Genomic DNA, 20,211 nt, shown 5'->3' with positions numbered 1-20,211 from the left:
GACTGCCTACGCGGTGAGTTCCCGCATGCCCGCTTCGAGTGCGGCGACGGCGGCGGATGCCGCGGCGCGGCGCTCGGCGACCGACCCGGTCTCGGCGACGGCGTCGATGTAGACCTTGAGCTTCGGCTCGGTGCCGCTCGGCCGCACCATCACCCGCCCGCCGCCGTTGAGCACGATGCGCAGCACGTCGGAGGGCGGCAGCTCACCGAATCCGTCGGAGAGGTCCTCGATGCGCTCCACCCGGATTCCGCCGACCGAGGCGGGCGGTTCGGCGCGGAGCCGGGCCATGATCTCGCCGATGCGGGAGAGCTCGGTGACCCTGATCGAGATCTGGGCGGAAGCGTGGCATCCGAACCGTTCGACGAACGCATCGAGGTGGTCGTCGATCGTGCGACCCTCGGCCTTGAGCGCTGCGGCGAGCGACAGGAAGGCGAGGGCGGCGGAGATGCCGTCTTTGTCGCGCACCGTGCCGGGGTTCACGAGATAGCCGAGCGCCTCTTCGTACCCGAACACGAGGCCGGGCGCCCGGGAGATCCATTTGAAGCCCGTGAGCGTCGCCTCGAAGTCGAGCTCGTAGGCATCGGCGATCGCCTCGAGACCGGGGGAGGAGACGATGGAGCAGGCGAGCGTGCCGCTCGGCCCGGAGTCGCCGGAGACGGCTGCGGCGCGTTCGGCGGCCTGCCAGCCGAGGATGAGGCCCACCTCGTTGCCGGTGAGGCGCCGGTAGCCGGCCTCGGCGGAGGCGTCGGGGATCGCGATGGCGAGGCGGTCGGCATCGGGGTCGTTCGCGACGATGAGTTCGGCCCCGACCTCGCGGGCACGGGCGAAGGAGAGATCCATCGCGCCCGGTTCCTCGGGGTTCGGGAACGACACGGTCGGAAACCCCGGGTCGGGCTGGATCTGCGCCTCGACGAGCGTGGGCGCGTCGAATCCGGCTGCGGTCAAGACGCTCGCCATGGTCTGCCACCCGACGCCGTGCATCGCGGTGTACACGACGTTCGGCTGCGCTGCCGGCGGCGAGGCGACGAGCGCCGTCTGCCGAACGTACTCCTCGACGATTGACTCGGGCGCCGTCGCGAACTCGCCGCGCGGCAACCCGGCAACGCTCGCCGTGTCGGCGATGTGCTGGATCTGCGCCGCGATCTCGGCGTCGGCGGGGGAGACGATCTGCGATCCGTGGTCGTCGCCGCCGAGGTACACCTTGTAGCCGTTGTCGTTCGGCGGGTTGTGCGAGGCCGTCACCATGACGCCCGCCGAGGCGTCGAGATGACGCACCGCGAACGCGAGCACGGGGGTCGGCAGCAGCCGCGGGAGCAGGGTCGCGCGCACTCCGGCGCCGGCCATGATCTCGGCCGTGTCGCGGGCGAACACCGCGGAGTTCTTGCGACCGTCGTAGCCGATCACGATCGACGGCGTCGTGGCCGCGGCATCGGCGGCGCCGCGGGCGAGCAGGTAGGCCGCGAGGCCCGCGGCTGCCTGCGCGACCAGCACCCGGTTCATGCGGTTCGGACCGGCCGCGATCTCTCCGCGGAGCCCGGCCGTGCCGAAGGCGAGCCGCTGGTCGAATCGGTCGGCGAGGTCGGCGGATGCCGCGGGGTCGCCGGCGCGCACCGCGTCGACGATCGCGGCGAGCTCTGCGCGAGTCTCGGGATCGGGGTCCTGCCGGAGCCAGGCTTCGGCGAGTGAAATGCGCCGCTGGTCGGCGTCGGTCTGCGACATCCGCTCCACCTCAGAGCTCGGCGACGATCTTGGCGAGCAGGCTGGAGATCACCGGCTCGGCCGCGCGGCCGGCCTCGATGACCTCTTCGTGGCTCAGCGGCGACTTCTGGATGCCGGCGGCGAGGTTCGTGATGAGCGACATGCCGAGCACCTCCATGCCCGCCTGGCGCGCCGCGATGGCCTCGAGGGCCGTCGACATGCCGACGATGTGGCCGCCGATGATCTTCGCCATCTGCACTTCGGCGGGCGTCTCGTAGTGGGGGCCGCGGAACTGGCAGTACACGCCCTCGTCGAGCTCGGGCGCGATGCTGCGTGCCAGCTCGCGGAGCCGCTTGGAGTACAGGTCGGTCAGGTCGATGAACGTCGCGCCCTCGAGGGGTGAATCGGCGGTGAGGTTGATGTGGTCGCTGATCAGCACCGGGGTGCCGGGCGTCCAGTGCTCCTTGATGCCGCCGGCACCGTTCGTGAGGATCATCGTGCTGGCGCCCGTCGCGGCCGCGGTGCGCACGGAGTGCACGACACGGCGCACGCCGTGGTCTTCGTAGTAGTGGGTGCGGGCGCCGATGACGAGGGCGCGCTTGCCGCTCGGCAGCAGCACCGAGCGCAGCGTGCCGACATGGCCCTCGAGGGCGGGCTTCGAGAACCCGGGCACGTCGGTCGCGGCGATGGTGTGCGTCGTCTCGCCGATGAGCTCGGCGGCGCGGCTCCAGCCGCTGCCGAGGGTGAGGGCGATGTCGTGACGCTCGACCCCGGTGATCTCGGCGATGCGCTCAGCCGCGAGTGCGGCGATGGCGAATGGGTCGGCGGTGGGGTCGTCGAGCGGGTTTGCAGCGTGCATCGTTCCACTCTAACCAGCAGCGGATGTCGCAGCACGCTCCTGCTCGTTTGCTGGCCGGCGGCCAGCAACTGACAGAATATGAGCATGGCCTACGAGTTCGAGCGCACGCAACGCATTGCCGTCCTCGGAGGAGGACCCGGAGGGTACGAGGCGGCGCTCGCCGGCGCACAGCTCGGTGCCGAGGTCACCCTCATCGAGCGGGCGGGGGTCGGCGGTTCCGCCGTGCTGACCGACGTCGTGCCCTCGAAGTCGCTCATCGCGACCGCCGAGGCGTCCAACGCCGTCAAAGAGGCCGCCGACCTCGGCGTGCAGTTCTACGCCAAGGGCTCGGCCGACAAGCCGGTGAAGCCCGATGTGGCGATCAACCTCGCCGCCGTCAACAAGCGGCTCCTCGGCCTCGCGGCCCAACAGTCGGAAGACATGCGCGGCAACCTCATCGAGGCCGGCGTGCACCTCGTGCAGGGCGAGGGGCGCCTCGACGGGCCGAACGCCATCATCGTCTCGACGGCGAAGGGCGGCACCGATTTCGACCGCATCGAGGCCGACACGCTCGTCATCTCGGTCGGCGCATCGCCCCGAGTGCTGCCGTCGGCGGTGCCCGACGGCGAGCGCATCCTGACGTGGACGCAGCTCTACCACCTGCAACAGGTTCCCGAGCATCTCATCGTCGTCGGGTCCGGCGTCACGGGCGCCGAGTTCGCCTCCGCGTACCGGGCGCTCGGTGCGAAGGTCACCCTCATCTCGAGCCGCGACCAGGTGCTGCCGGGCGAAGACGCCGACGCGGCATCCGTCATCGAGAAGGTCTTCAAGCGCAACGGCATGAAAGTCATGAACAAGTCGCGCGCCGAGTCGGTCGTGCGCGACGGCGACACCGTCGTGGCGACGCTCACCGACGGGCGCGAGGTGCGCGGCAGCCACTGCCTGATGGCGGTCGGCTCGGTGCCGAACACCGTCGACCTCGGTCTCGAAGAGGCCGGCGTGCAGCTCGCCGAGAGCGGCCACATCCGGGTCAATCGGGTCGCGCGAACCTCGATGCCGAACATCTACGCGGCGGGCGACTGCACCACCTTCCTGCCGCTCGCCTCGGTCGCCTCGATGCAGGGGCGCACGGCGGTGTTCCACGCCATGGGCGACATCGTGAACCCGCCCGAGCTGCGCAACATCACCTCGAACATCTTCACCCAGCCCGAGATCGCCACGGTCGGTTGGACCGAGAAGGAGATCGAGGAGGGGGTCGTGCCCGGCGTCGTCTACAAGCTGCCGCTCGCCTCGAACCCGCGCGCGAAGATGATGGGCATCCGCGACGGCTTCGTGAAGCTGTTCGCGTCGAGCGGATCGGGCGCGATCATCGGTGGCGTCATCGTCGCGCCCAAGGCGTCGGAGCTCGTCTTCCCGATGACGCTCGCCGTCGAGCACCGGCTCACGGTCGACCAGTTCGCGGAGGCGTTTCCGGTCTACCCGTCGCTGAGCGGTTCGCTGACGGATGCGGCGCGCGCGATGCACATCGTACGCTGAGGGGAACTCGGCACCGCGCGGGGCGGCGCCGACCACTGGGGGGAACGATGAACCTGCGAGTGAAATCCGTCGAGGCGTCGATCGCCGATTCGCACGATGAGGAGCGAAGCCTCAAGCGATCGCTCGGAACCTGGGACCTCGCACTCATGGGCATCGCCGTCGCGGTCGGCGCGGGCATCTTCTCGGTCGGCGCGCAGGCTGCCGCGAACTTCGCCGGCCCGAGCGTGATCCTCTCCTTCGTGCTCGCCGCGGTCACGTGCGGCCTCGCGATCATGTGTTACGCCGAGTTCGCCTCGACCGTGCCGGTGGCGGGCAGCGCCTACACCTTCACGTACGCGACCATGGGCGAACTGCTCGCCTGGATCATCGGCTGGGACCTCATCCTCGAGATGTTCACCGCCGCCGCCGTGCTCGCGAAGTACTGGGGCGTCTACCTCGGCGAGGCACTGCTCGCGTTCGGACTGCCGTTTCCGGCGACGTTCCAGATCGGCGGCCTCGAGGTGAGCTGGCCGGCGTTCCTCATCGTCGCGGTCTTCACGGCCCTGCTCGTCGCCGGTACGAAGCTCACCGCCAGGGTCGGGGCGGTGTTCACCATCATCAAGGTGCTGATCGTGGTCTTCGTGATCGTCGTGGGCTTCTTCTTCGTGCAGGCCGCCAACTACACGCCGTTCATCCCTGAGGCGGTGCCCACCGAGGGCGGTGCCACCGATGCCTGGACGCAGTCGCTATTCTCGTGGCTGACCGGGGCTGCACCGGCGCAGTACGGCATCTTCGGCATGCTCTCGGCTGCCGCGCTCGTGTTCTTCGCGTTCATCGGGTTCGATGTCGTCGCGACGAGTGCCGAAGAGGTGCGCGAGCCGCAGAAGCGGCTGCCGCGCGGCATCTTCCTCGGTCTCGGCATCGTGACGCTGCTCTACGTGCTCGTGTCGATCGTCATGACGGGCATGGTCTCGTACCGCGAGCTCGCCGAGGAGGAGACTCCGTCACTCGCCACCGCGTTCCGTCTCGTCGGCCAGGACTGGGCTTCCGCGGTGATCTCGCTGGGTGCGCTCGCCGGCCTCACGACCGTGATCATGATCCTCCTCCTCGGCCTGTCGCGCATCGTGTTCGCGCTCAGTCGCGACGGGTTGCTGCCCCGGTGGCTGTCGAAGACGACGGAGCGCACGAAGACCCCTGCGCGCATCCAGATCATCGGCGGCACGGTCGTGGCGTTCGTCGCGGCCTTCACCGACGTCGGCCTGCTCGAGGAGATGATCAACATCGGCACGCTCTCGGCCTTCGTGCTCGTGAGCGTCGGCGTCGTCATCCTGCGGCGCACCCGCCCCGACCTGCCGCGGGGGTTCCGGGTGCCGTGGTTGCCCGTGCTGCCGATCCTCTCAGCCGTGCTCTGCCTCTGGCTCATGTTCAACCTGACGACGCTCACCTGGGTGCGCTTCCTCGCCTGGCTCGCGATCGGCGTGGTGATCTACCTGCTCTACGGCCGGCGCCGCTCGCGCCTCGGCCACGAGCAGGGGGTCAGCGAGGTCGAACTGCCGACCCCGCAGGGCGCGGAGCCGCCCGCCTGATTCGATCGTCCGGCCGCTCGTGATCAAATCGCAATCCGGATACGATTCTCCGGGTCTCGCCGATGCACTAGCGTCGTTGCACCCGCAATCTCCGGGGAGATGGAGGCAACCGTGACCGGTCGCGTAGTGCGTGTGGTGACGATTCTGATCGCTGCGAGCGTGCTGACAGGCTGTGTGGTGTCGCCACCCGACCTCACACCACCGCCTCCCGTGACGACCGCGCCCACTCCCTCGGCCGCACCTGCGACTCCCTCACCGACGGCCGCGCCCGTTGGAGACCCCGAACCAGCGGTCGATGCGGTGGTCGTCCACATCACCGTGCGACCCGAACACCTCGAACTCGTCAACAGCACGGGCTTCGTCGTCGCCGAGCTGTCCTACGACGCAGAGGCGAACGTCTTCGTCGACACCTTGTCCGAGGTACTCGGCGGACCCCCCGACATCGCGGAGTACCCCGGCGGCCACGAGTGGTTTCCGACGACTCGCTACGCGTGGCCGGGAGCGGAGATCATCGACGACCACGAGCCCGGCGGGATCTCAGCCGACATGAATGTGAGTGTTCGGTTCACGCATCCGATCGTCGGCAACGGCATCCACGTCTCGACCGTGCAGGACTTCCGACCCGGCGACGATCTGCGTGCGTTCGCTGACGAGCTCGGGGAGCAGTGGCACGGAAACGGGTATGACGAGTTCCCCGCCGAGACCGGGCCGGTCATCGGAGAGCGCTTGTACGACTCGTGGACGGACACGTACTGGAAGTACGCGAACGCGAATGCCGTTTCGGTCAACCAGTGGGCTGGTTCGGCCAACCCGACGGTCACGAGCGTGATCTTCGCGCCGTGGAACTTCGGGATCGGGCACGTCTGATCCCGCCCGACTCTCGGCGAGGGTCTGCCGAGAGCTCAGGCCGCGGGTGCGTCGGTGATGGCGAGGAGCAGGTGCCCGCTCGAGACGGTCGCGCCGGCCTCGGCGTTCACGGTGCCGATGACACCGTCTTTGTGGGCCAGGATCGGCTGTTCCATCTTCATCGCCTCGAGCACCAGCACCAGATCGCCCTTGACGACGTGATCGCCCTCGGCGACCGCGACCTTCACGATCGTCGCCTGCATCGGTGCCTTGACGGCGTCGCCGGTCGCGGTGTCGACCGAGTGCCCGGTTGCGCGGCGCCGCGGTGCGGCTCCAGCGCTTCGGGCAGCGGATGACCCGCCTGCGAGCCGCTTCGGCAGGGTCACCTCGACCCGGCGACCTGCGACCTCGACGACCACGCTCGTGCGTGCGTCGGCGCCCGTCGTCGTGGCGAGCTCGCCCGACCAGGGCTCGAGACGGTTGTCGTACTCGGTCTCGATCCAGCGCGTGTAGATCGAGAACGGCTCGTCGCCCTCGGGCGCGAAGGCCGGATTTGTGACGATGTCGCGGTGGAAGGGCAGCACGGTGGGGAGCCCGGTGACCTCGAACTCGTCGAGCGCACGTCGAGCGCGCTCGAGCGCGTCCTTGCGGTCGCGGCCCGTGACGATGAGCTTGGCGAGCAGCGAGTCGAACGCGCCCGAGATCTCGTCGCCCGAGGTGACGCCGGAGTCGATGCGGACGCCGGGGCCGCCGGGGAACCGCAGCTGGTGCACCGGTCCGGGCGCGGGCAGGAAGCCCCGACCCGGGTCCTCGCCGTTGATCCGGAACTCGATCGAGTGGCCGATGGTGACGGGGTCGACGGCGTCGAGCACGCCGCCCTCGGCGAGGCGGAACTGCTCGCGCACGAGATCGATGCCGGTGACCTCTTCGGAAACCGGGTGCTCGACCTGGAGACGGGTGTTCACCTCGAGGAACGAGACCGTGCCGTCTTGGCCGATCAGGAATTCGCACGTGCCGGCGCCCACGTAGCCGACCTCGCGCAGGATCGCCTTCGAGGACTCGTAGAGGAGCGCGGTCTGCTCTTCGGTGAGGAACGGCGCCGGGGCCTCTTCGACGAGTTTCTGGTGTCGACGCTGCAGCGAGCAGTCGCGGGTCGAGACGACGACGACGTTGCCGTGCGCGTCGGCGAGGCATTGGGTCTCGACGTGACGGGGCCGGTCGAGGTACTTCTCGACGAAGCACTCGCCGCGGCCGAACGCCGCGACGGCCTCGCGAGTGGCCGACTCGAAGAGCTCGGGCACCTCCTCGCGGGTGCGGGCGACCTTCAGGCCTCGGCCGCCACCGCCGAAGGCGGCCTTGATCGCCACGGGCAGGCCGTGCACGTCGACGAAATCGAGCACCTCGGAGGCATCCGCGACCGGGTTGAGGGTGCCGGGCGCGAGCGGAGCGCCGACCTTCTCGGCGACGTGGCGCGCGGAGACCTTGTCGCCGAGTCGTTCGATGGCCTCGGGCGACGGCCCGATCCAGACGATGCCGGCGTCGATGACGGCGCGGGCGAAGTCGGGGTTCTCTGCGAGGAAGCCGTAGCCGGGGTGCACCGCGTCGGCGCCCGAGCGGCGGGCCACCGAGAGGATCTTGTCGATCACGAGGTACGTGTCTGCGCTCGTGGTGCCGTCGAGGGCGTAGGCCTCGTCGGCGAGCTTGACGTGCCGCGCGTCGCGGTCTTGGTCGGCGTAGACGGCGACGGAGCCGAGGCCGGCGTCACGGGCGGCCCGGATGACGCGGACGGCGATCTCGCCACGGTTGGCGATGAGGACCCTGGTGATACGCGGCATAATGCTCAAGCCTATTGCTCGGGGCGTCGGGCTCTTTGGACGCCTTCCACAAAAAGAGCGGATGTCTCTTGCGGGCGTCGACAATCGCCGGGCGCCGGGGTCGGATGCGTGCGGCGGGATGCGGTCGGGCGGGGCGGCGTTCTCGCGGTGCGTGTCACCCGGCGGTGGGCACCCGGTTCCAGAGCGAGGGCCAGGCAACGCCGAGCTCCCGCACGAGGTCGCGCAGCGTGGAGAGCGAGAGCCCGACGACGGTCGACGGGTCGCCCTCGACGCGCCGGATGAACGGTCCGCCGAGGCTGTCGATCGTGAACGCTCCGGCGACGAGCAGGGGCTCGCCCGAGGCGATGTAGGCGTCGATTTCGGCGTCGTCGAGCGCGGCGAAGCGCACGGTCGCGACATCCGCCCGGCCGACGGCTGCGTTCACGCGGCCGCCTCGATGATCGATCAGCCAGTGACCCGACCAGAGTTCGCCGTGCCCGCCGTTCTGCGCGAGCCAGCGCTGCTTCGCCACATGCGGCAGGTGCGGCTTGCCGTGGATCGCGCCGCCGGTGAGGAACGCGGAGTCCCCGCCGAGGATGAGGCCGTCGATCGGAGCGCCGCCGGGTTCGGTGCCGACGAGCGCCTCGGCCTTCGCCTGCGCCAGGAGCTGCACCATCTCGCGCGCGGGGAGCGGCCCGGATTCGGCCTCACGGGCGGCGACGACCGCCTCCTCGTCGACACCGGGCGGCGCTGCGATGGGCTCGATGCCTGCAGCGCGGAGCGTCTGCAGCCTGGCGGGCGACGTCGAGGCGAGATAGAGGCGCATGGGTCCATCCTGCCGTGGGGTGGGCGGCGCTGTGGAATGCTCGTTGCATGCCTGAGAACCGACGCCAACGTCGTCCCCGCGTGCGGAGGCCGTCGCGGTCGCCTCGCCCGGCCCCCGAAGCGCCCGCCACCGACGGGCCGGTGATCGAGCTCGAGATCGAACGGGTCGCGCACGGCGGCGTGTTCGTCGCGCACCACGAGGGGCGCGTGGTGTTCGTCGCCGACGCGATCCCGGGCGAGCGGGTCGCGGCGCGGGTCAGCGACCAGGGTCGTGAACGATTCTGGCGAGCCGAGACGGTGGCGGTGCTCGACGCCTCGCCGGATCGCCGCGAGCACGTGTGGGCCGAGGCATCCGTCGACCGTGCGCCCGAGCTTCGAGCGGGCGGGGCCGAGTTCGGCCACATCCGGATGCCGCGACAGCGGGCCCTGAAGGGGGAGGTGCTGCGCGAAGCCCTCTCCCGCATGGCCGGCCTCGAAGCAGACGTGCACGTCGAGCCGGTCGAGTCGGGCTTCGCTCCGGGCGTCTCGCTCGACGACGGGACCGGTTGGCGCACGCGGATGCGCCTGCACGTCGACGCGGACGGCCGTGTCGGGCCGTACGCGGCCCGGAGCCACACGATCGTGCCCGTGGCGTCCCTGCCCCTCGCCGCGCCCGAACTCGAGGCGCTCGCGCCGCTCGACGAGCGGTTCGCCGGTGCGAGTGCGATCGACCTCGTCGCCCCGAGCGCTGGAGACCCGGCGGTCGTCGTGGTCGAGGGCGATCGACGGCCGAACGGCGCGCGCGCGACCATCGAGGAGCGAGTCGGCGAGCGCACCTTCCGGCTCGATCGCGACGGCTTCTGGCAGGTGCACCGCGGTGCCGCGGCGACGCTCACGCGAGCCGTGCAGGACCTCATCGACGGCGAGCTCTTCGACCCGCGCGCCGCCAATCACGACCTCTACGGCGGTGTCGGCCTGCTCGCCGCGGCCGTCGGCGATCGGTTCGGCGAGACGCTGCGCATCACGACCGTCGAGTCCGACGCGCGCGCCACCGAGCACGCCGGGGCGAACCTCTCGGAATGGATCGGCGCCCGCGCGGTGACCGCCCGCGTCGACCGGTACCTCGACGAACTCGCCGCCGGGGCGGGCGCGGCCGAGCGAGCGCGCTTGCGCGACGCGACCTTCGTGCTCGACCCGCCGCGCGCCGGGGCCGGTCGCGCGGTCGTGGAACGACTCGCCGCGCTCCGCCCGCGCCAGCTCGTCTACGTCGCCTGCGACCCGGTCGCATTCGCCCGCGATGTCGGCCTCTTCCGCGAGCGCGGGTACGAACTCGACGAGCTTCGCGCGTTCGACATGTTTCCCAATACGCACCACATCGAAGCCGTCGCCCGGCTCCGCGCTATCGTGTGAACGTGGAACAGGGGGACGTCGTGACCGCAGCACGGGCCGGGGCAGGGGATGACGCGGCAACCGTCGCGATCGTCGACGACCATGAGGCCGTGCGACTCGGGCTGCGGGCCGCATGCCGCGAGGCCGGATACAACGTCGTGGTCGACGCGGCGAGCGTGCCGGAGTTGCTCGCGGGGCTCGGCGGTCGCTCGTGCGATGTCGTGGTGCTCGACCTGTCGCTCGGCGACGGGTCGTCGGTGACCGAGAACGTGCGCACGGTGCTCGCGACGGGCAGTGCGGTGCTCGTGCACAGCATCGCCGACCGCGTCGCCGCCGTGCGGGAGGCGCTCGCCGCCGGTGCTGCCGGCGTGATTCCGAAGGCCTCGCCGATGTCGGCGGTGGTCGCTGCGATCGCCACGGTCGCAGGCGGCGAGGTGCTCAACAACGTGGAGTGGGCGAGCGCCATCGAGGCCGACCGCGACTTCGCGAAGGCGCAGCTCGGGCGTCGAGAGCACGATGTGCTGCACCTGTACGCCTCGGGACTGCCGCTGAAGCTCGTCGCGGCGCAGCTCGGCATCGCGCACTCGACCGCGCGCGAGTACCTCGACCGCATCCGGGCGAAGTACATCGAGGTCAGGCGCCCTGCGCCGACCAAGGTCGACCTGTTGCGCCGTGCCGTCGAGGATGGGATCCTCCCCGGGCTCGACGATGGCGGAGATGCCGGCCGTTGACTGGCGGGTGACGCGCCTCGCGCGTCGCCGGGCCACCGTGACCCGTGCACAGGTCGAAACCGTTGCCGGTCGTGCCGTCGGCCTCTTCGGGCTCGTCTTCGGCGCGCAGACCGTGCCAGTGGCCCTCGAGCAGGCCGGCGCGCTCGTGCCAGGCGCCGGGGCCGCCCTGATGGCGGTGCTGTACGGCGCGATCGTCGCGCTCGCCGTGGCCACCGTCACGAAGGTGGCGGTACGCGCGGCGTGCCTCGGGTTCGCTGCACTGTACGTGCTCGCGCTCGTGTCGTGGCCGTTCCTCGTCGCCGACCCGGCCGCCCTCGACGGCAGCGCGCCGTGGCTGTACTACCTCTGCACGGTCGCGACGACGGCGGCCGTCATCGCAGTCCTGCCGGTCTGGGCCGGTGTGTACACGCTCGTCGTGCCGGCCATCTACGGCACCATCCGGCTCCTGCCCGCCGGCGGCGACGCGGGGCCGCTGCTGGCGGTGCTCGACGCGCTGTACGCGGTCGTGCTGGGCGTCGTCGTGCTCGCGATCATCACGATGCTGCGCCAGGCCGCCGAATCGGTGGACTCAGCGCAGGAGGCCGCGTTGCAGCGTTACGACGTCGCCGCTCGGCAGCACGCGAACGAGATCGAACGCGTCAAGGTCGACGCGCTCGTGCACGACAGCGTGCTCACGACGCTGCTCTCCGCCGCGGCCGCCACCTCGCCCGAAGCAGAGCACCTGGCGGCCCGGATGGCCCGCGATGCCGTGCAGCGCCTCGATGAAGCCGGGGCGACCGGACCGCGCGCGTTCGACCGGGTCGGACTGCCGGTGCTCGTGCGGCGGCTGCGTGCGGCGCTCACGACCTTCAACACGCCGTTCACCGTGCGGGTGGTGAACGCCGGCGGCGTCGAGCTGCCGGTGGAGGCTATGGAAGGGCTCTACAGTGCGGCGGTGCAGGCGATGGTGAACAGTCTGCAGCATGCCGACGACTCGGGACTCTCGACGAGACGCGAGCTGCGCATCCGGGGGGTACGGGCGGGCGGCTGCGTCATCGAGGTGGCCGACAACGGTCGCGGGTTCGACATCGAACGGGTCCCGGCCGAACGTCTCGGGCTCCGGGTCTCGATCGAGGAACGCATGGCGAACGTCGGCGGCATCGCGAGGATCGAATCCCAGCTCGGCCACGGCACGACCGTGACGATCGCGTGGCCGCTCGGAGCGGAGGGCAGCGCATGATCTCCATTCCCCGCTGGCTCCTGCTCGTGCTGGGCGCGCTGTTCTCGGTGTACCACGTCGTGCTCGGCGTCTATTCCCTCGACGTGCCGGCGTCACCCTGGCCGGCGGTCGTGGCGCTGCTGCTCTACACGGTGGCGACGATCCTGAGCCTGTGGCCGACGAAGCGCGTGCGCATGCCCGACTGGCTCGCGGCGTTCGATCTCGCGGTCTGCATCGTGCTGCCGCTGCTCGTGACGAGCCAGCTCGATCCCGGCGCCGAGAACGGGTACGCGACCTGGTACGTCGCCGCGGTCGGCACCCTCATGACGATCGCTGCCGCCCGCAGGCAGCTGGCCGCGGCGTGGCTCGGCGTGATCGCCCTCGCCGTGCAGAGCGTGGTGTGGGCCGGGCCGCTCTCGCTCGGCGGACTGGGCGTGATCGGCAGCATGGTCTGGGTCGCGATCGCGCACATGCTGACCACCGCGCTGGCCAACGCGGCGCGCGAGACCCGACGCTACGCCCAGGCCGAGCGAGAGGCCGCCGCATGGCAGGCCGCCCAAGACGCGCACCTCTTCGAGGGTCGCGTGCGTCTGGCGCACACCAACCGACTCGCAGCCCCGATGCTGCGGCGCATCGCCGACCGCAACGGCTCGCTCACCGACGAACAGCGCGCAGAGTGCCGCATGCTCGAGGCGGCGATCCGCGACGAGATCCGGGGCCGGATGCTGCTGACCGACGTCGTACGCATCGAGGTGCAGCGGGCCCGTGCGCGCGGCATCACGGTGACCCTTCTCGATGAGGGCGGCATCGACGACCTCGATGAGACGGTGCGCGATCGCGTGCTGTCGAGGGTGGCGGAGGCGGTATCGGGGTCCACGGCCGACCGCATCATCGTCCGCACCGCAGCGGAGGCATCGCCGGTCGCGGTCACCGTGGTGGGCCTGCGCGAGCAGGAGGAGCAGGGAACCGACCCCGAAGACGATGAGCCCGAGGTCGAACTGTGGCTGGAGATCCCGCGGCAGACGTGATCGGTTCTGACCGGCGTGCGGTGCGACAGCACCAGGCCGAAGCGTCGGCGCAGGTCGACGCGGCCTGAGCTGACGCGGAGAATCCGGCCGGTCCTGCGCGAAGAGGGCCGGACATGAAGGTGGGGGGCCGATCTGAGATCGACCCCCCATCAAGCCCGAGTCACGGCGACAACCCGAATATCGCCCTGACTCGCCCCCAACTGTCATCGGTTACCCGACCGGTGACGATGGCGACTCCTGTGGAGCCTGCATTGACAATATTGGTCGACGGGTGGAGGAGTGCAAAGTCGTCATTTCGGGGGACACGCTCGTCCCCCTTTTTTCGGGGGCCCCTTTTTGCGCCTCCGACGACGCCGTGTCCTCGGCCAGCCGAGGCGTCGGAGGCCACCCGGTCAACGACCGGTGCGGACCCAACGGCCGGGACCGACGTCGATCGGCCGGCGCATGGCCGTGCCGCTGCGCACCCAGGCGTCGCGGCGGGGTTCGTCGACGGATGCCGCGACCGACGCTTCCTCGTCGAGGGCGGCGAGCAGCACGGCCGTCACCGCCGCAGCGTCGTCGGGGGTCACCGTTCGGCTCTCGAACCGAAGCGCGGCCGCGCGGTCGTCGATGTCGTCGCTCATGTCGCTCCCTACAGCGGGATGTTCCCGTGCTTCTTCGCCGGCAGGCTCGCTCGCTTCGTGCGGAGCGCACGCAGCGCCTTGACGACCGCGACGCGCGTGGCAGCGGGTTCGATGACCCCGTCGAGTTCTCCGCGTTCGGCGGCGAGGAACGGCGATGCCACGTTGTACGTGTACTCGTTCGCGAGCTTGGTGCGCACCGCCGCGACGTCTTCGCCCGCCTCTTCGGCGCGCTTGATCTCACCGCGGTAGAGGATGTTCACCGCGCCCTGGCCGCCCATGACGGCGATCTCGGCGGTCGGCCAGGCGAGGTTGATGTCGGCGCCGAGCTGCTTGGACCCCATGACGATGTATGCGCCGCCGTACGCCTTGCGGGTGATGACGGTGACGAGGGGCACGGTCGCCTCGGCGTAGGCGTAGAGCAGCTTCGCGCCGCGACGGATGACGCCCGTCCATTCCTGGTCGGTGCCCGGCAGGTAGCCGGGCACGTCGACGAGGGTGAGGATCGGGATCGAGAAGGCGTCGCAGAAGCGCACGAAGCGAGAGGCCTTCTCGCCCGCCGCGATGTTCAGCGTGCCGGCCATCTGGCTCGGCTGGTTGGCGATGATGCCGACCGAGCGGCCCTCGACCCTGGCGAAGCCGATCACGATGTTCGGGGCGAACAGCGGCTGCACTTCGAGGAAGTCGCCGTGGTCGACGATGCCCTCGATGACGGCGTGCATGTCGTAGGGCTGGTTCGGCGAATCGGGGATGACGGTGTTCAGCCGTCGGTCCTGATCGGTGATCTCGAGCTCTGCCTCGGCGTCGTAGACCGGGGCATCCGTCATGTTGTTGTCGGGCAGGAACGAGATCAGCGTGCGTGCATAATCGAGCGCGTCGGATTCATCGCTCGCGAGGTAGTGGGCGACGCCCGACACGGTGTTGTGGGTCAGTGCGCCGCCGAGCTCCTCCATGCCGACGTCTTCGCCGGTGACGGTCTTGATCACGTCGGGGCCGGTCACGAACATCTGGCTGGTCTTGTCGACCATGATGACGAAGTCGGTGAGGGCGGGGGAGTAGACCGCACCGCCGGCGGCCGGGCCGCAGACGATCGAGATCTGCGGGATGACGCCGGAAGCCTGCGTGTTGCGGCGGAAGATCTCGCCGTACTTGCCGAGCGCGACGACACCCTCCTGGATTCGGGCGCCGCCCGAGTCCAGGATGCCGATGATCGGCACGCCGGTCTTCAGCGCGAGCTCCATGACCTTGATGATCTTCTCGCCTGCGACCTCGCCGAGCGAGCCGCCGAAGATCGTGAAGTCCTGCGAGTACACGGCGACCTGACGGCCGTGGATGGTGCCCGTGCCGGTCACGACGGCGTCGCCGTAGGGGCGCTTGGCCTCCATGCCGAACGCGTGGGTGCGGTGCCGCACGAACTCGTCGAGCTCGACGAAGGAGCCCGGGTCGAGCAGTTCGGCGATGCGCTCGCGCGCCGTCATCTTGCCCTTGGCGTGCTGCTTCTCGATGGCCGCCTCGCCCGAGGCCGTCACGGCTTCGTGGTAGCGCAGCTTGAGGTCGGCGAGCTTGCCGGCGGTCGTGGAGAGGTCGGGGCCGTCAGTCGCTTCGGTCACGCCGTTCACTCTACCGGTGAGCAACTGGCCGACTTCCTTGACGGATTCCTACAAATACCGAGTCGAGGCTGGTGGCTATCGCCATGTGCTCGAGGCGGGCGGACACGGCGCATCGACCGCGTCGCCCCGTTTCGGCGCTGATCCGCGCGATGCCGCCGCTGGGTAGGGTGATGGCATGGATTGGGAACGATCGCGCGCGGCTGTGCCACGGTTCGAATTCCTCGCCGAGGCCGGGTCGACGAACGACGAGCTGCGTGAGGCTGCGAGCGGGGCGGATGCCGCGGAGTGGGGTCACGGCGCGGTACTCGTCACCGACAACCAGACGCGCGGACGAGGTCGACTCGGGCGGGTGTGGCTCGCGCCGACCGGCAAGACGCTCGCGATCTCGATGCTGCTGCGACCGGAGCTCCCCGGGGGTGCGTCGTTCCCGGCCGACTCCTACGGCTGGATCCCGCTCATCGCCGGCGCGGCGATGACCGAGGCGGTGCGCCGAGCGGTCGAGCCGTACCTGCAGCCGCCCGAGCCGTCGTCGCCCGAGCCCGACGCCGGCCGCGAGGCATCCACTCGCCGGCGCAAGCGGAACGAACGTGTCGAGGAATCGGGGCAGCCCGACGGCAGCGGCGGCGTCGACATCGAACTGAAGTGGCCGAACGACGTGCTCGTCTCGGGCTACAAGATCTGCGGCATCCTGTCCGAGCTCCTGCCCGATTCCGGAGCCGTGATCGTCGGCGCCGGCCTCAATCTCACGCTCGACGAGCACGACCTGCCCACGCTCACGTCGACCTCGCTGCTGCTCGTCACCGGCGAGCGGCCCGATGCCGATGCCGTGCTCGCCGACTACCTCGCCACCTTCCTCGAGCTGTTCGACGCGTTCGCGAGTTCGGGGGCGGATGCCGCGGCGAGCGGTGTCGCCGACCGCGTCACTGCACTTTGCGGCACGATCGGCAGCGAGGTCCGGGTCGAACTTCCGGGCGACCGCGAATTGCTCGGGCGCGCGGAACGCCTCGACGCCGACGGACGACTGGTCGTGATCGAGCGTGAGAACGGTGAGCCGTGGTCTGTCGCCGCTGGAGACGTCACGCACCTGCGGTATTAATGACCTATGAGGCCTGCCGCGACACCCGAAACGGCCGCGCCGCCGGCGCAGCCTCCCGAGCGCGTCGTCGCACGGGTCCGGCGGCATGCGCGCGTGCTCACGATTCCCGCGTTGCTGCTCATCGCGGTGGCCGGAGCGACCGCATACGGGCTCGGTGTCGCGCCCGAACCTTGGCAGGGTCTCGCGATCGTCGCCGGAGCGGTGCTCATCGTGCTGCTCGGTTCGTTCCTGCCCTACCTCGGCTGGCTCACCCGGCGCACGACGATCACCACGAGGCGCATCATCGTGCGCAGCGGTGTCTTCGTGCGGGTGCGCCAGGAGCTGCTGCACAGCCGGGGCTACGACGTGACGGTGCGCCGAACGTGGGGGCAGAGCGCGTTCGGCTCGGGCGATGTGCGCATCAACACGGGTCACGAGCAGCCGTTCGTGCTGAAAGACGTGCCGAAGCCCGAGCTCGTGCAGGGAGCCCTGCAGGAGCTCATGGAGCACGAGCATTCCCGCGTCGCCGACCGGCGTCGCGCCGAGCAATCCATGATCGACGGCGACACCGTGGCCTGGGGCGGGCGCTGAGTGGGGGGTTCGTGCAGCGGCACGCCTCCAAAGGACGTAACGTTGACAGGTGGTCTCTTGCGCACCCGAGCGCGAGCCGCACGATGAAGGGTTCCTCTTGGCCGACGAATGCAAACACGGTTTCGATGACGGCCTCTGCGCCATCTGCTTCCCGCCGCCGGAACCGGAGGCGAAGCCCGCGCCCGCCCCGGTGCCACGTTCCGCACGGTCGACGACGACCCGCAGCGGCCGCCCGCCGGCTCGAGTGCCCGGCGCCTCGCGTCCGGCGATCGCTTCAGACGCCCCGCGCCTCGATCTGAAGGCGATGCGCATCTACCACGTGACGCACATCGACAACCTCCCGCCGATCCTCGACGCAGGGGCCCTTCTGGCGGATGCCGCGGGGGCCGTCCCGGTCGTCGACCTCGCAGCTCCCCATGCGCGCGAATACCGGCGCACCGCCACGATCGCCGACACCGATGCGGTGGTCGCCGACTACGTGCCGTTCCTGCTCACCACCGACGCCCATGTCTGGGAGGCGGTGCGCACCGCCACCCCCGACCCCCGCCTGCACGACGACGCGGTCAAGCGCGCGCCTTCCGACTTCGTGATCTTCGTGAGCTCGCTCGCGAGCGCGCAGGCGGGCGACCCCGAGACCCCGGGCACGATCGTCGTGAGCGAGGCGGACGCCGCGGTCGCCGGTGCCACGGTGGCGACGGAGTGGTCCGATGTGCAGCGGCTGTTGCAGCGGCTGTACCGCGAAGACGACGGATCCGGTCTCGACGGCGCCGAGCTGCTCGTGCGGGAGTGCCTGCCGCTCGACAGCGTGGCGCTCATCGCGGTCGCGAACGACCCGGTGCGCGACCGAGTGCGTGCCGCGCTCGCCGGCGCGGGCGTGCGTGCGCGAGTCGCGGTGTACCCGCCGTGGTTCCAGCCGACCGCCGACGCCGCGGCGGAGTAGCGCCGAGCGAGCCCCGGGTCAGAAGCGGTCGCCGGACCCGGCGACCGTGTCGCCCGGCGGGTCGGCCGCGGCCGGGGCATCCGCTGCAGCGCCTGGATCGCTGGCTGGAGGCTCCTCGAAGAGCGTGCGCTGCGCCTCTTCGACGCGCGCCAGGTTCGAGAGGCCGTCGGCGCGGTGATGTCCGAACACCCAATAGCGGTACAGAACGAACCGGAATGCCGTGCCGAGCGCGAGGCCGACGACGTTCGTCGCGATGTTGTCGGCCACGAGGCTCGTGTAGCCGAGCCAGTGATGGCTGACCCAGAGGCATCCGAGTGCGATCGCCATGCCGCCGAGCGACACGATGACGTACTCGACGAACTCGCGCAGGTAGTTGCGCCGGCGGTGCTTGCGGAACGTCCAGTAGCGGTTGCCCAGCCAGTTGAAGACGATGGCGACGCTCGTGGAGATCGTCTTCGCGCCGATCGCCGACTGGGCCCAGTGCCCCTCGCCGAAGACGCCGAGGCGCAGCAGGTTGAACAGCGCGACATCGATCACGAAGCCGATCAGGCCCACGACGCCGAACTTCACCGCGTAGGCGAGGAGCCCCTCCCACAGGCGTGCGAGGGCGCTGGCGAGGCGAGTGGACACCGGCACATCCTATGCCGTCGGGCGCGGCCTAGACTGAACTCGGCGCCCGCACGGGTGCCGATGACGACGGCGAACGGAGTGCATGGCGTGCGTGTCGGAGTGATCGGTGGGGGCCAGCTGGCCCGGATGATGATCCCCGCGGCGATCGAGCTCGGAGTCGATCTCCGAGTGCTCGCCGAAGCCGAGGGGATGTCGGCCGCGATCGCGGCCGATCGGGTCGGCGACTACACCGACACCGCCACGGTGCTCGCCTTCGCGCGCGAGGTCGATGTCGTCACCTTCGATCACGAGCACGTGCCGCAAGACGTGCTGCGCGCGCTCGTCGATGCCGGGGTGCCGGTGCACCCCGGGCCCGATGCGCTGGCCTTCGCCCAAGACAAGCTGCTCATGCGCGAGCGCCTCTCAGAGCTCGGCCTGCCGGTACCCGATTGGGCCCGCGTCGAGACGCTCGCAGACCTCGACGACTTCATCGCATCGCACGGCGGCGTGGCCGTCGTGAAGACGCCGCGCGGCGGCTACGACGGCAAGGGCGTGCGCGTCGTGCGCAGCGCCGCCGAGGTCGCCGAGTGGTTCGGCACGATCGCCGAAGACGGCCGGGCCGGGGCGCTGCTCGTCGAAGAGCTCGTCGACTTCCGGCGCGAACTCGCGCAACTCGTGGCTCGGCGCCCCTCCGGCGAGGTGGCGGCCTGGCCGCTCGTCGAGACCCTGCAGGTGGGCGGGGTGTGCAGCGAGGTCATCGCCCCGGCGCCGAGATCGGCCGGCAAGCTCGCGGATGTCGCGGCCGACGTCGCGATCACGATCGCCGAAGGGCTCGGGGTCACGGGCGTGCTCGCCGTCGAGCTCTTCGAGACGAGCGATGACCGGATCCTCGTGAATGAGCTCGCCATGCGGCCGCACAACAGCGGTCACTGGTCGATGGACGGCGCGACCACCGGGCAGTTCGAGCAGCATCTGCGAGCCGTGCTCGACCTGCCGCTCGGCGGCACCGGCACCCGCGACGATTGGTCGGTCATGGTGAACGTGCTCGGCGGCCCGGCAGAGGGATCCCTCGCCGACCGCTATGCCGAGGCGCTCGCCGGACATCCGACGGTCAAGATCCACAATTACGGCAAGGCGCCGCGGCCCGGCCGCAAGATCGGCCACGTCACCGCGACCGGCGACGATCTCGACACGGTCGTCTACGAGGCTCGGGCGGCGGCGGCGGAGTTCCAGGACTGACGCCGGGCCCTCGTCGGCAGCGGTGCCGCGTGCCCTGCGGTCATCTCACAGCACACGCCTCTACACTCGGTCAAGTGATT

General features: G+C 70.4%; 18 protein-coding genes. 11 read left to right on the top strand and 7 right to left on the bottom strand.

Going from position 1 to position 20,211, the window contains the following annotated elements:
• Nucleotides 1–6 precede the first annotated feature (6 nt).
• On the bottom strand, nucleotides 7–1,719 hold the full coding sequence (locus tag DCE93_RS09920) for a phospho-sugar mutase (protein WP_108595747.1): 1,713 nt from the start codon (nucleotides 1,717–1,719) through the stop codon (nucleotides 7–9).
• Nucleotides 1,720–1,729: 10 nt separating this feature from the next.
• The gene (locus DCE93_RS09915) at nucleotides 1,730–2,557 is read right to left on the bottom strand and encodes a purine-nucleoside phosphorylase (RefSeq protein WP_108595746.1); all 828 of its coding nucleotides are present in this window, start codon (nucleotides 2,555–2,557) and stop codon (nucleotides 1,730–1,732) included.
• Nucleotides 2,558–2,641: 84 nt separating this feature from the next.
• On the opposite strand from DCE93_RS09915, the gene DCE93_RS09910 reads away from it, so the two are divergent.
• The 3 genes from DCE93_RS09910 to DCE93_RS09900 all read left to right on the top strand — a co-directional run bounded on the left by DCE93_RS09910 (nucleotide 2,642) and on the right by DCE93_RS09900 (nucleotide 6,504).
• A complete protein-coding gene (locus tag DCE93_RS09910) occupies nucleotides 2,642–4,072 on the top strand; it encodes an NAD(P)H-quinone dehydrogenase (protein WP_108595745.1) in 1,431 nt (476 codons plus the stop codon).
• 47 nt (nucleotides 4,073–4,119) lie between these two features.
• Nucleotides 4,120–5,637 (top strand): APC family permease, encoded by a 1,518-nt coding sequence (locus DCE93_RS09905; RefSeq protein WP_108595744.1) that lies wholly within the window; start codon nucleotides 4,120–4,122, stop codon nucleotides 5,635–5,637.
• A gap of 300 nt (nucleotides 5,638–5,937) precedes the next feature.
• Nucleotides 5,938–6,504: a hypothetical protein gene (locus tag DCE93_RS09900; RefSeq protein ID WP_108595743.1), complete on the top strand. Its 567-nt coding sequence runs from the start codon at nucleotides 5,938–5,940 to the stop codon at nucleotides 6,502–6,504.
• Between the two features lie 35 nt (nucleotides 6,505–6,539).
• Here DCE93_RS09900 and DCE93_RS09895 read toward each other — a convergent pair whose 3' ends face one another.
• Complete coding sequence (locus tag DCE93_RS09895; protein WP_108595742.1) at nucleotides 6,540–8,318, bottom strand: acetyl/propionyl/methylcrotonyl-CoA carboxylase subunit alpha; 1,779 nt, start codon at nucleotides 8,316–8,318, stop codon at nucleotides 6,540–6,542.
• Between the two features lie 154 nt (nucleotides 8,319–8,472).
• Nucleotides 8,473–9,123 (bottom strand): Maf family protein, encoded by a 651-nt coding sequence (locus DCE93_RS09890; RefSeq protein ID WP_108595741.1) that lies wholly within the window; start codon nucleotides 9,121–9,123, stop codon nucleotides 8,473–8,475.
• A gap of 47 nt (nucleotides 9,124–9,170) precedes the next feature.
• Here DCE93_RS09890 and DCE93_RS09885 point away from each other — a divergent pair, with 47 nt between their 5' ends.
• Genes DCE93_RS09885 through DCE93_RS09870 form a run of 4 tightly spaced genes read left to right on the top strand, consistent with a single transcriptional unit; the run spans nucleotide 9,171 to nucleotide 13,447 of the window.
• Nucleotides 9,171–10,511 (top strand): class I SAM-dependent RNA methyltransferase, encoded by a 1,341-nt coding sequence (locus tag DCE93_RS09885; protein ID WP_108595740.1) that lies wholly within the window; start codon nucleotides 9,171–9,173, stop codon nucleotides 10,509–10,511.
• Nucleotides 10,512–10,513: 2 nt separating this feature from the next.
• Nucleotides 10,514–11,221 carry a response regulator transcription factor gene (locus DCE93_RS09880; RefSeq protein WP_244284140.1) on the top strand — a complete coding sequence of 236 codons (708 nt, stop codon included), beginning with the start codon at nucleotides 10,514–10,516 and terminating at the stop codon, nucleotides 11,219–11,221.
• Nucleotides 11,208–12,440, top strand: coding sequence for an ATP-binding protein (locus DCE93_RS09875; RefSeq protein WP_133411758.1), 1,233 nt, complete (start codon nucleotides 11,208–11,210; stop codon nucleotides 12,438–12,440). Before DCE93_RS09880 ends, DCE93_RS09875 begins: the two co-directional genes overlap by 14 nt.
• Nucleotides 12,437–13,447, top strand: a complete 1,011-nt coding sequence (locus DCE93_RS09870) for a hypothetical protein (protein WP_108595738.1) — start codon at nucleotides 12,437–12,439, stop codon at nucleotides 13,445–13,447. Before DCE93_RS09875 ends, DCE93_RS09870 begins: the two co-directional genes overlap by 4 nt.
• 392 nt (nucleotides 13,448–13,839) lie before the next feature.
• Here DCE93_RS09870 and DCE93_RS09865 read toward each other — a convergent pair whose 3' ends face one another.
• Together DCE93_RS09865 and DCE93_RS09860 are read right to left on the bottom strand one after the other, a co-directional pair.
• Nucleotides 13,840–14,070, bottom strand: a complete 231-nt coding sequence (locus DCE93_RS09865; RefSeq protein ID WP_108595737.1) for an acyl-CoA carboxylase epsilon subunit — start codon at nucleotides 14,068–14,070, stop codon at nucleotides 13,840–13,842.
• An 8-nt stretch (nucleotides 14,071–14,078) separates the two neighbouring features.
• Nucleotides 14,079–15,677, bottom strand: coding sequence for an acyl-CoA carboxylase subunit beta (locus tag DCE93_RS09860; RefSeq protein ID WP_108596696.1), 1,599 nt, complete (start codon nucleotides 15,675–15,677; stop codon nucleotides 14,079–14,081).
• Nucleotides 15,678–15,852: 175 nt separating this feature from the next.
• Here DCE93_RS09860 and DCE93_RS09855 point away from each other — a divergent pair, with 175 nt between their 5' ends.
• The 3 genes from DCE93_RS09855 (at nucleotide 15,853) to DCE93_RS09845 (ending at nucleotide 18,283) form a co-directional block, all read left to right on the top strand.
• Nucleotides 15,853–16,773 (top strand): biotin--[acetyl-CoA-carboxylase] ligase, encoded by a 921-nt coding sequence (locus DCE93_RS09855; RefSeq protein WP_108595736.1) that lies wholly within the window; start codon nucleotides 15,853–15,855, stop codon nucleotides 16,771–16,773.
• Nucleotides 16,774–16,779: 6 nt separating this feature from the next.
• Complete coding sequence (locus DCE93_RS09850) at nucleotides 16,780–17,343, top strand: PH domain-containing protein (RefSeq protein WP_108595735.1); 564 nt, start codon at nucleotides 16,780–16,782, stop codon at nucleotides 17,341–17,343.
• Nucleotides 17,344–17,533: 190 nt separating this feature from the next.
• Nucleotides 17,534–18,283 (top strand): DarT ssDNA thymidine ADP-ribosyltransferase family protein, encoded by a 750-nt coding sequence (locus DCE93_RS09845; protein ID WP_146184979.1) that lies wholly within the window; start codon nucleotides 17,534–17,536, stop codon nucleotides 18,281–18,283.
• Between the two features lie 18 nt (nucleotides 18,284–18,301).
• Here DCE93_RS09845 and DCE93_RS09840 read toward each other — a convergent pair whose 3' ends face one another.
• Complete coding sequence (locus DCE93_RS09840; RefSeq protein WP_244284139.1) at nucleotides 18,302–18,913, bottom strand: GtrA family protein; 612 nt, start codon at nucleotides 18,911–18,913, stop codon at nucleotides 18,302–18,304.
• A gap of 60 nt (nucleotides 18,914–18,973) precedes the next feature.
• On the opposite strand from DCE93_RS09840, the gene DCE93_RS09835 reads away from it, so the two are divergent.
• Nucleotides 18,974–20,131, top strand: coding sequence for a 5-(carboxyamino)imidazole ribonucleotide synthase (locus tag DCE93_RS09835; protein ID WP_205647418.1), 1,158 nt, complete (start codon nucleotides 18,974–18,976; stop codon nucleotides 20,129–20,131).
• Nucleotides 20,132–20,211 lie beyond the last annotated feature (80 nt).

It is taken from the genome of Agromyces badenianii (genome assembly GCF_003070885.1).
GTDB classification, from domain to species: Bacteria; Actinomycetota; Actinomycetes; order Actinomycetales; family Microbacteriaceae; genus Agromyces; species Agromyces badenianii.
This window is presented reverse-complemented; position numbering and strand designations above follow the sequence as displayed.

What these genes read in the sequence shown, in the direction of transcription:
- DCE93_RS09870 (WP_108595738.1), top strand. Translation starts at nt 12,437, where the DNA reads ATGATCTCCATTCCCCGCTGGCTCCTGCTCGTGCTGGGCGCGCTGTTC.
- DCE93_RS09890 (WP_108595741.1), bottom strand. Translation starts at nt 9,123, where the DNA reads ATGCGCCTCTATCTCGCCTCGACGTCGCCCGCCAGGCTGCAGACGCTC.
- DCE93_RS09865 (WP_108595737.1), bottom strand. Translation starts at nt 14,070, where the DNA reads ATGAGCGACGACATCGACGACCGCGCGGCCGCGCTTCGGTTCGAGAGC.
- DCE93_RS09855 (WP_108595736.1), top strand. Translation starts at nt 15,853, where the DNA reads ATGGATTGGGAACGATCGCGCGCGGCTGTGCCACGGTTCGAATTCCTC.
- DCE93_RS09915 (WP_108595746.1), bottom strand. Translation starts at nt 2,557, where the DNA reads ATGCACGCTGCAAACCCGCTCGACGACCCCACCGCCGACCCATTCGCC.
- DCE93_RS09885 (WP_108595740.1), top strand. Translation starts at nt 9,171, where the DNA reads ATGCCTGAGAACCGACGCCAACGTCGTCCCCGCGTGCGGAGGCCGTCG.
- DCE93_RS09850 (WP_108595735.1), top strand. Translation starts at nt 16,780, where the DNA reads ATGAGGCCTGCCGCGACACCCGAAACGGCCGCGCCGCCGGCGCAGCCT.
- DCE93_RS09895 (WP_108595742.1), bottom strand. Translation starts at nt 8,318, where the DNA reads ATGCCGCGTATCACCAGGGTCCTCATCGCCAACCGTGGCGAGATCGCC.
- DCE93_RS09835 (WP_205647418.1), top strand. Translation starts at nt 18,974, where the DNA reads ATGACGACGGCGAACGGAGTGCATGGCGTGCGTGTCGGAGTGATCGGT.
- DCE93_RS09875 (WP_133411758.1), top strand. Translation starts at nt 11,208, where the DNA reads ATGCCGGCCGTTGACTGGCGGGTGACGCGCCTCGCGCGTCGCCGGGCC.
- DCE93_RS09910 (WP_108595745.1), top strand. Translation starts at nt 2,642, where the DNA reads ATGGCCTACGAGTTCGAGCGCACGCAACGCATTGCCGTCCTCGGAGGA.
- DCE93_RS09920 (WP_108595747.1), bottom strand. Translation starts at nt 1,719, where the DNA reads ATGTCGCAGACCGACGCCGACCAGCGGCGCATTTCACTCGCCGAAGCC.
- DCE93_RS09905 (WP_108595744.1), top strand. Translation starts at nt 4,120, where the DNA reads ATGAACCTGCGAGTGAAATCCGTCGAGGCGTCGATCGCCGATTCGCAC.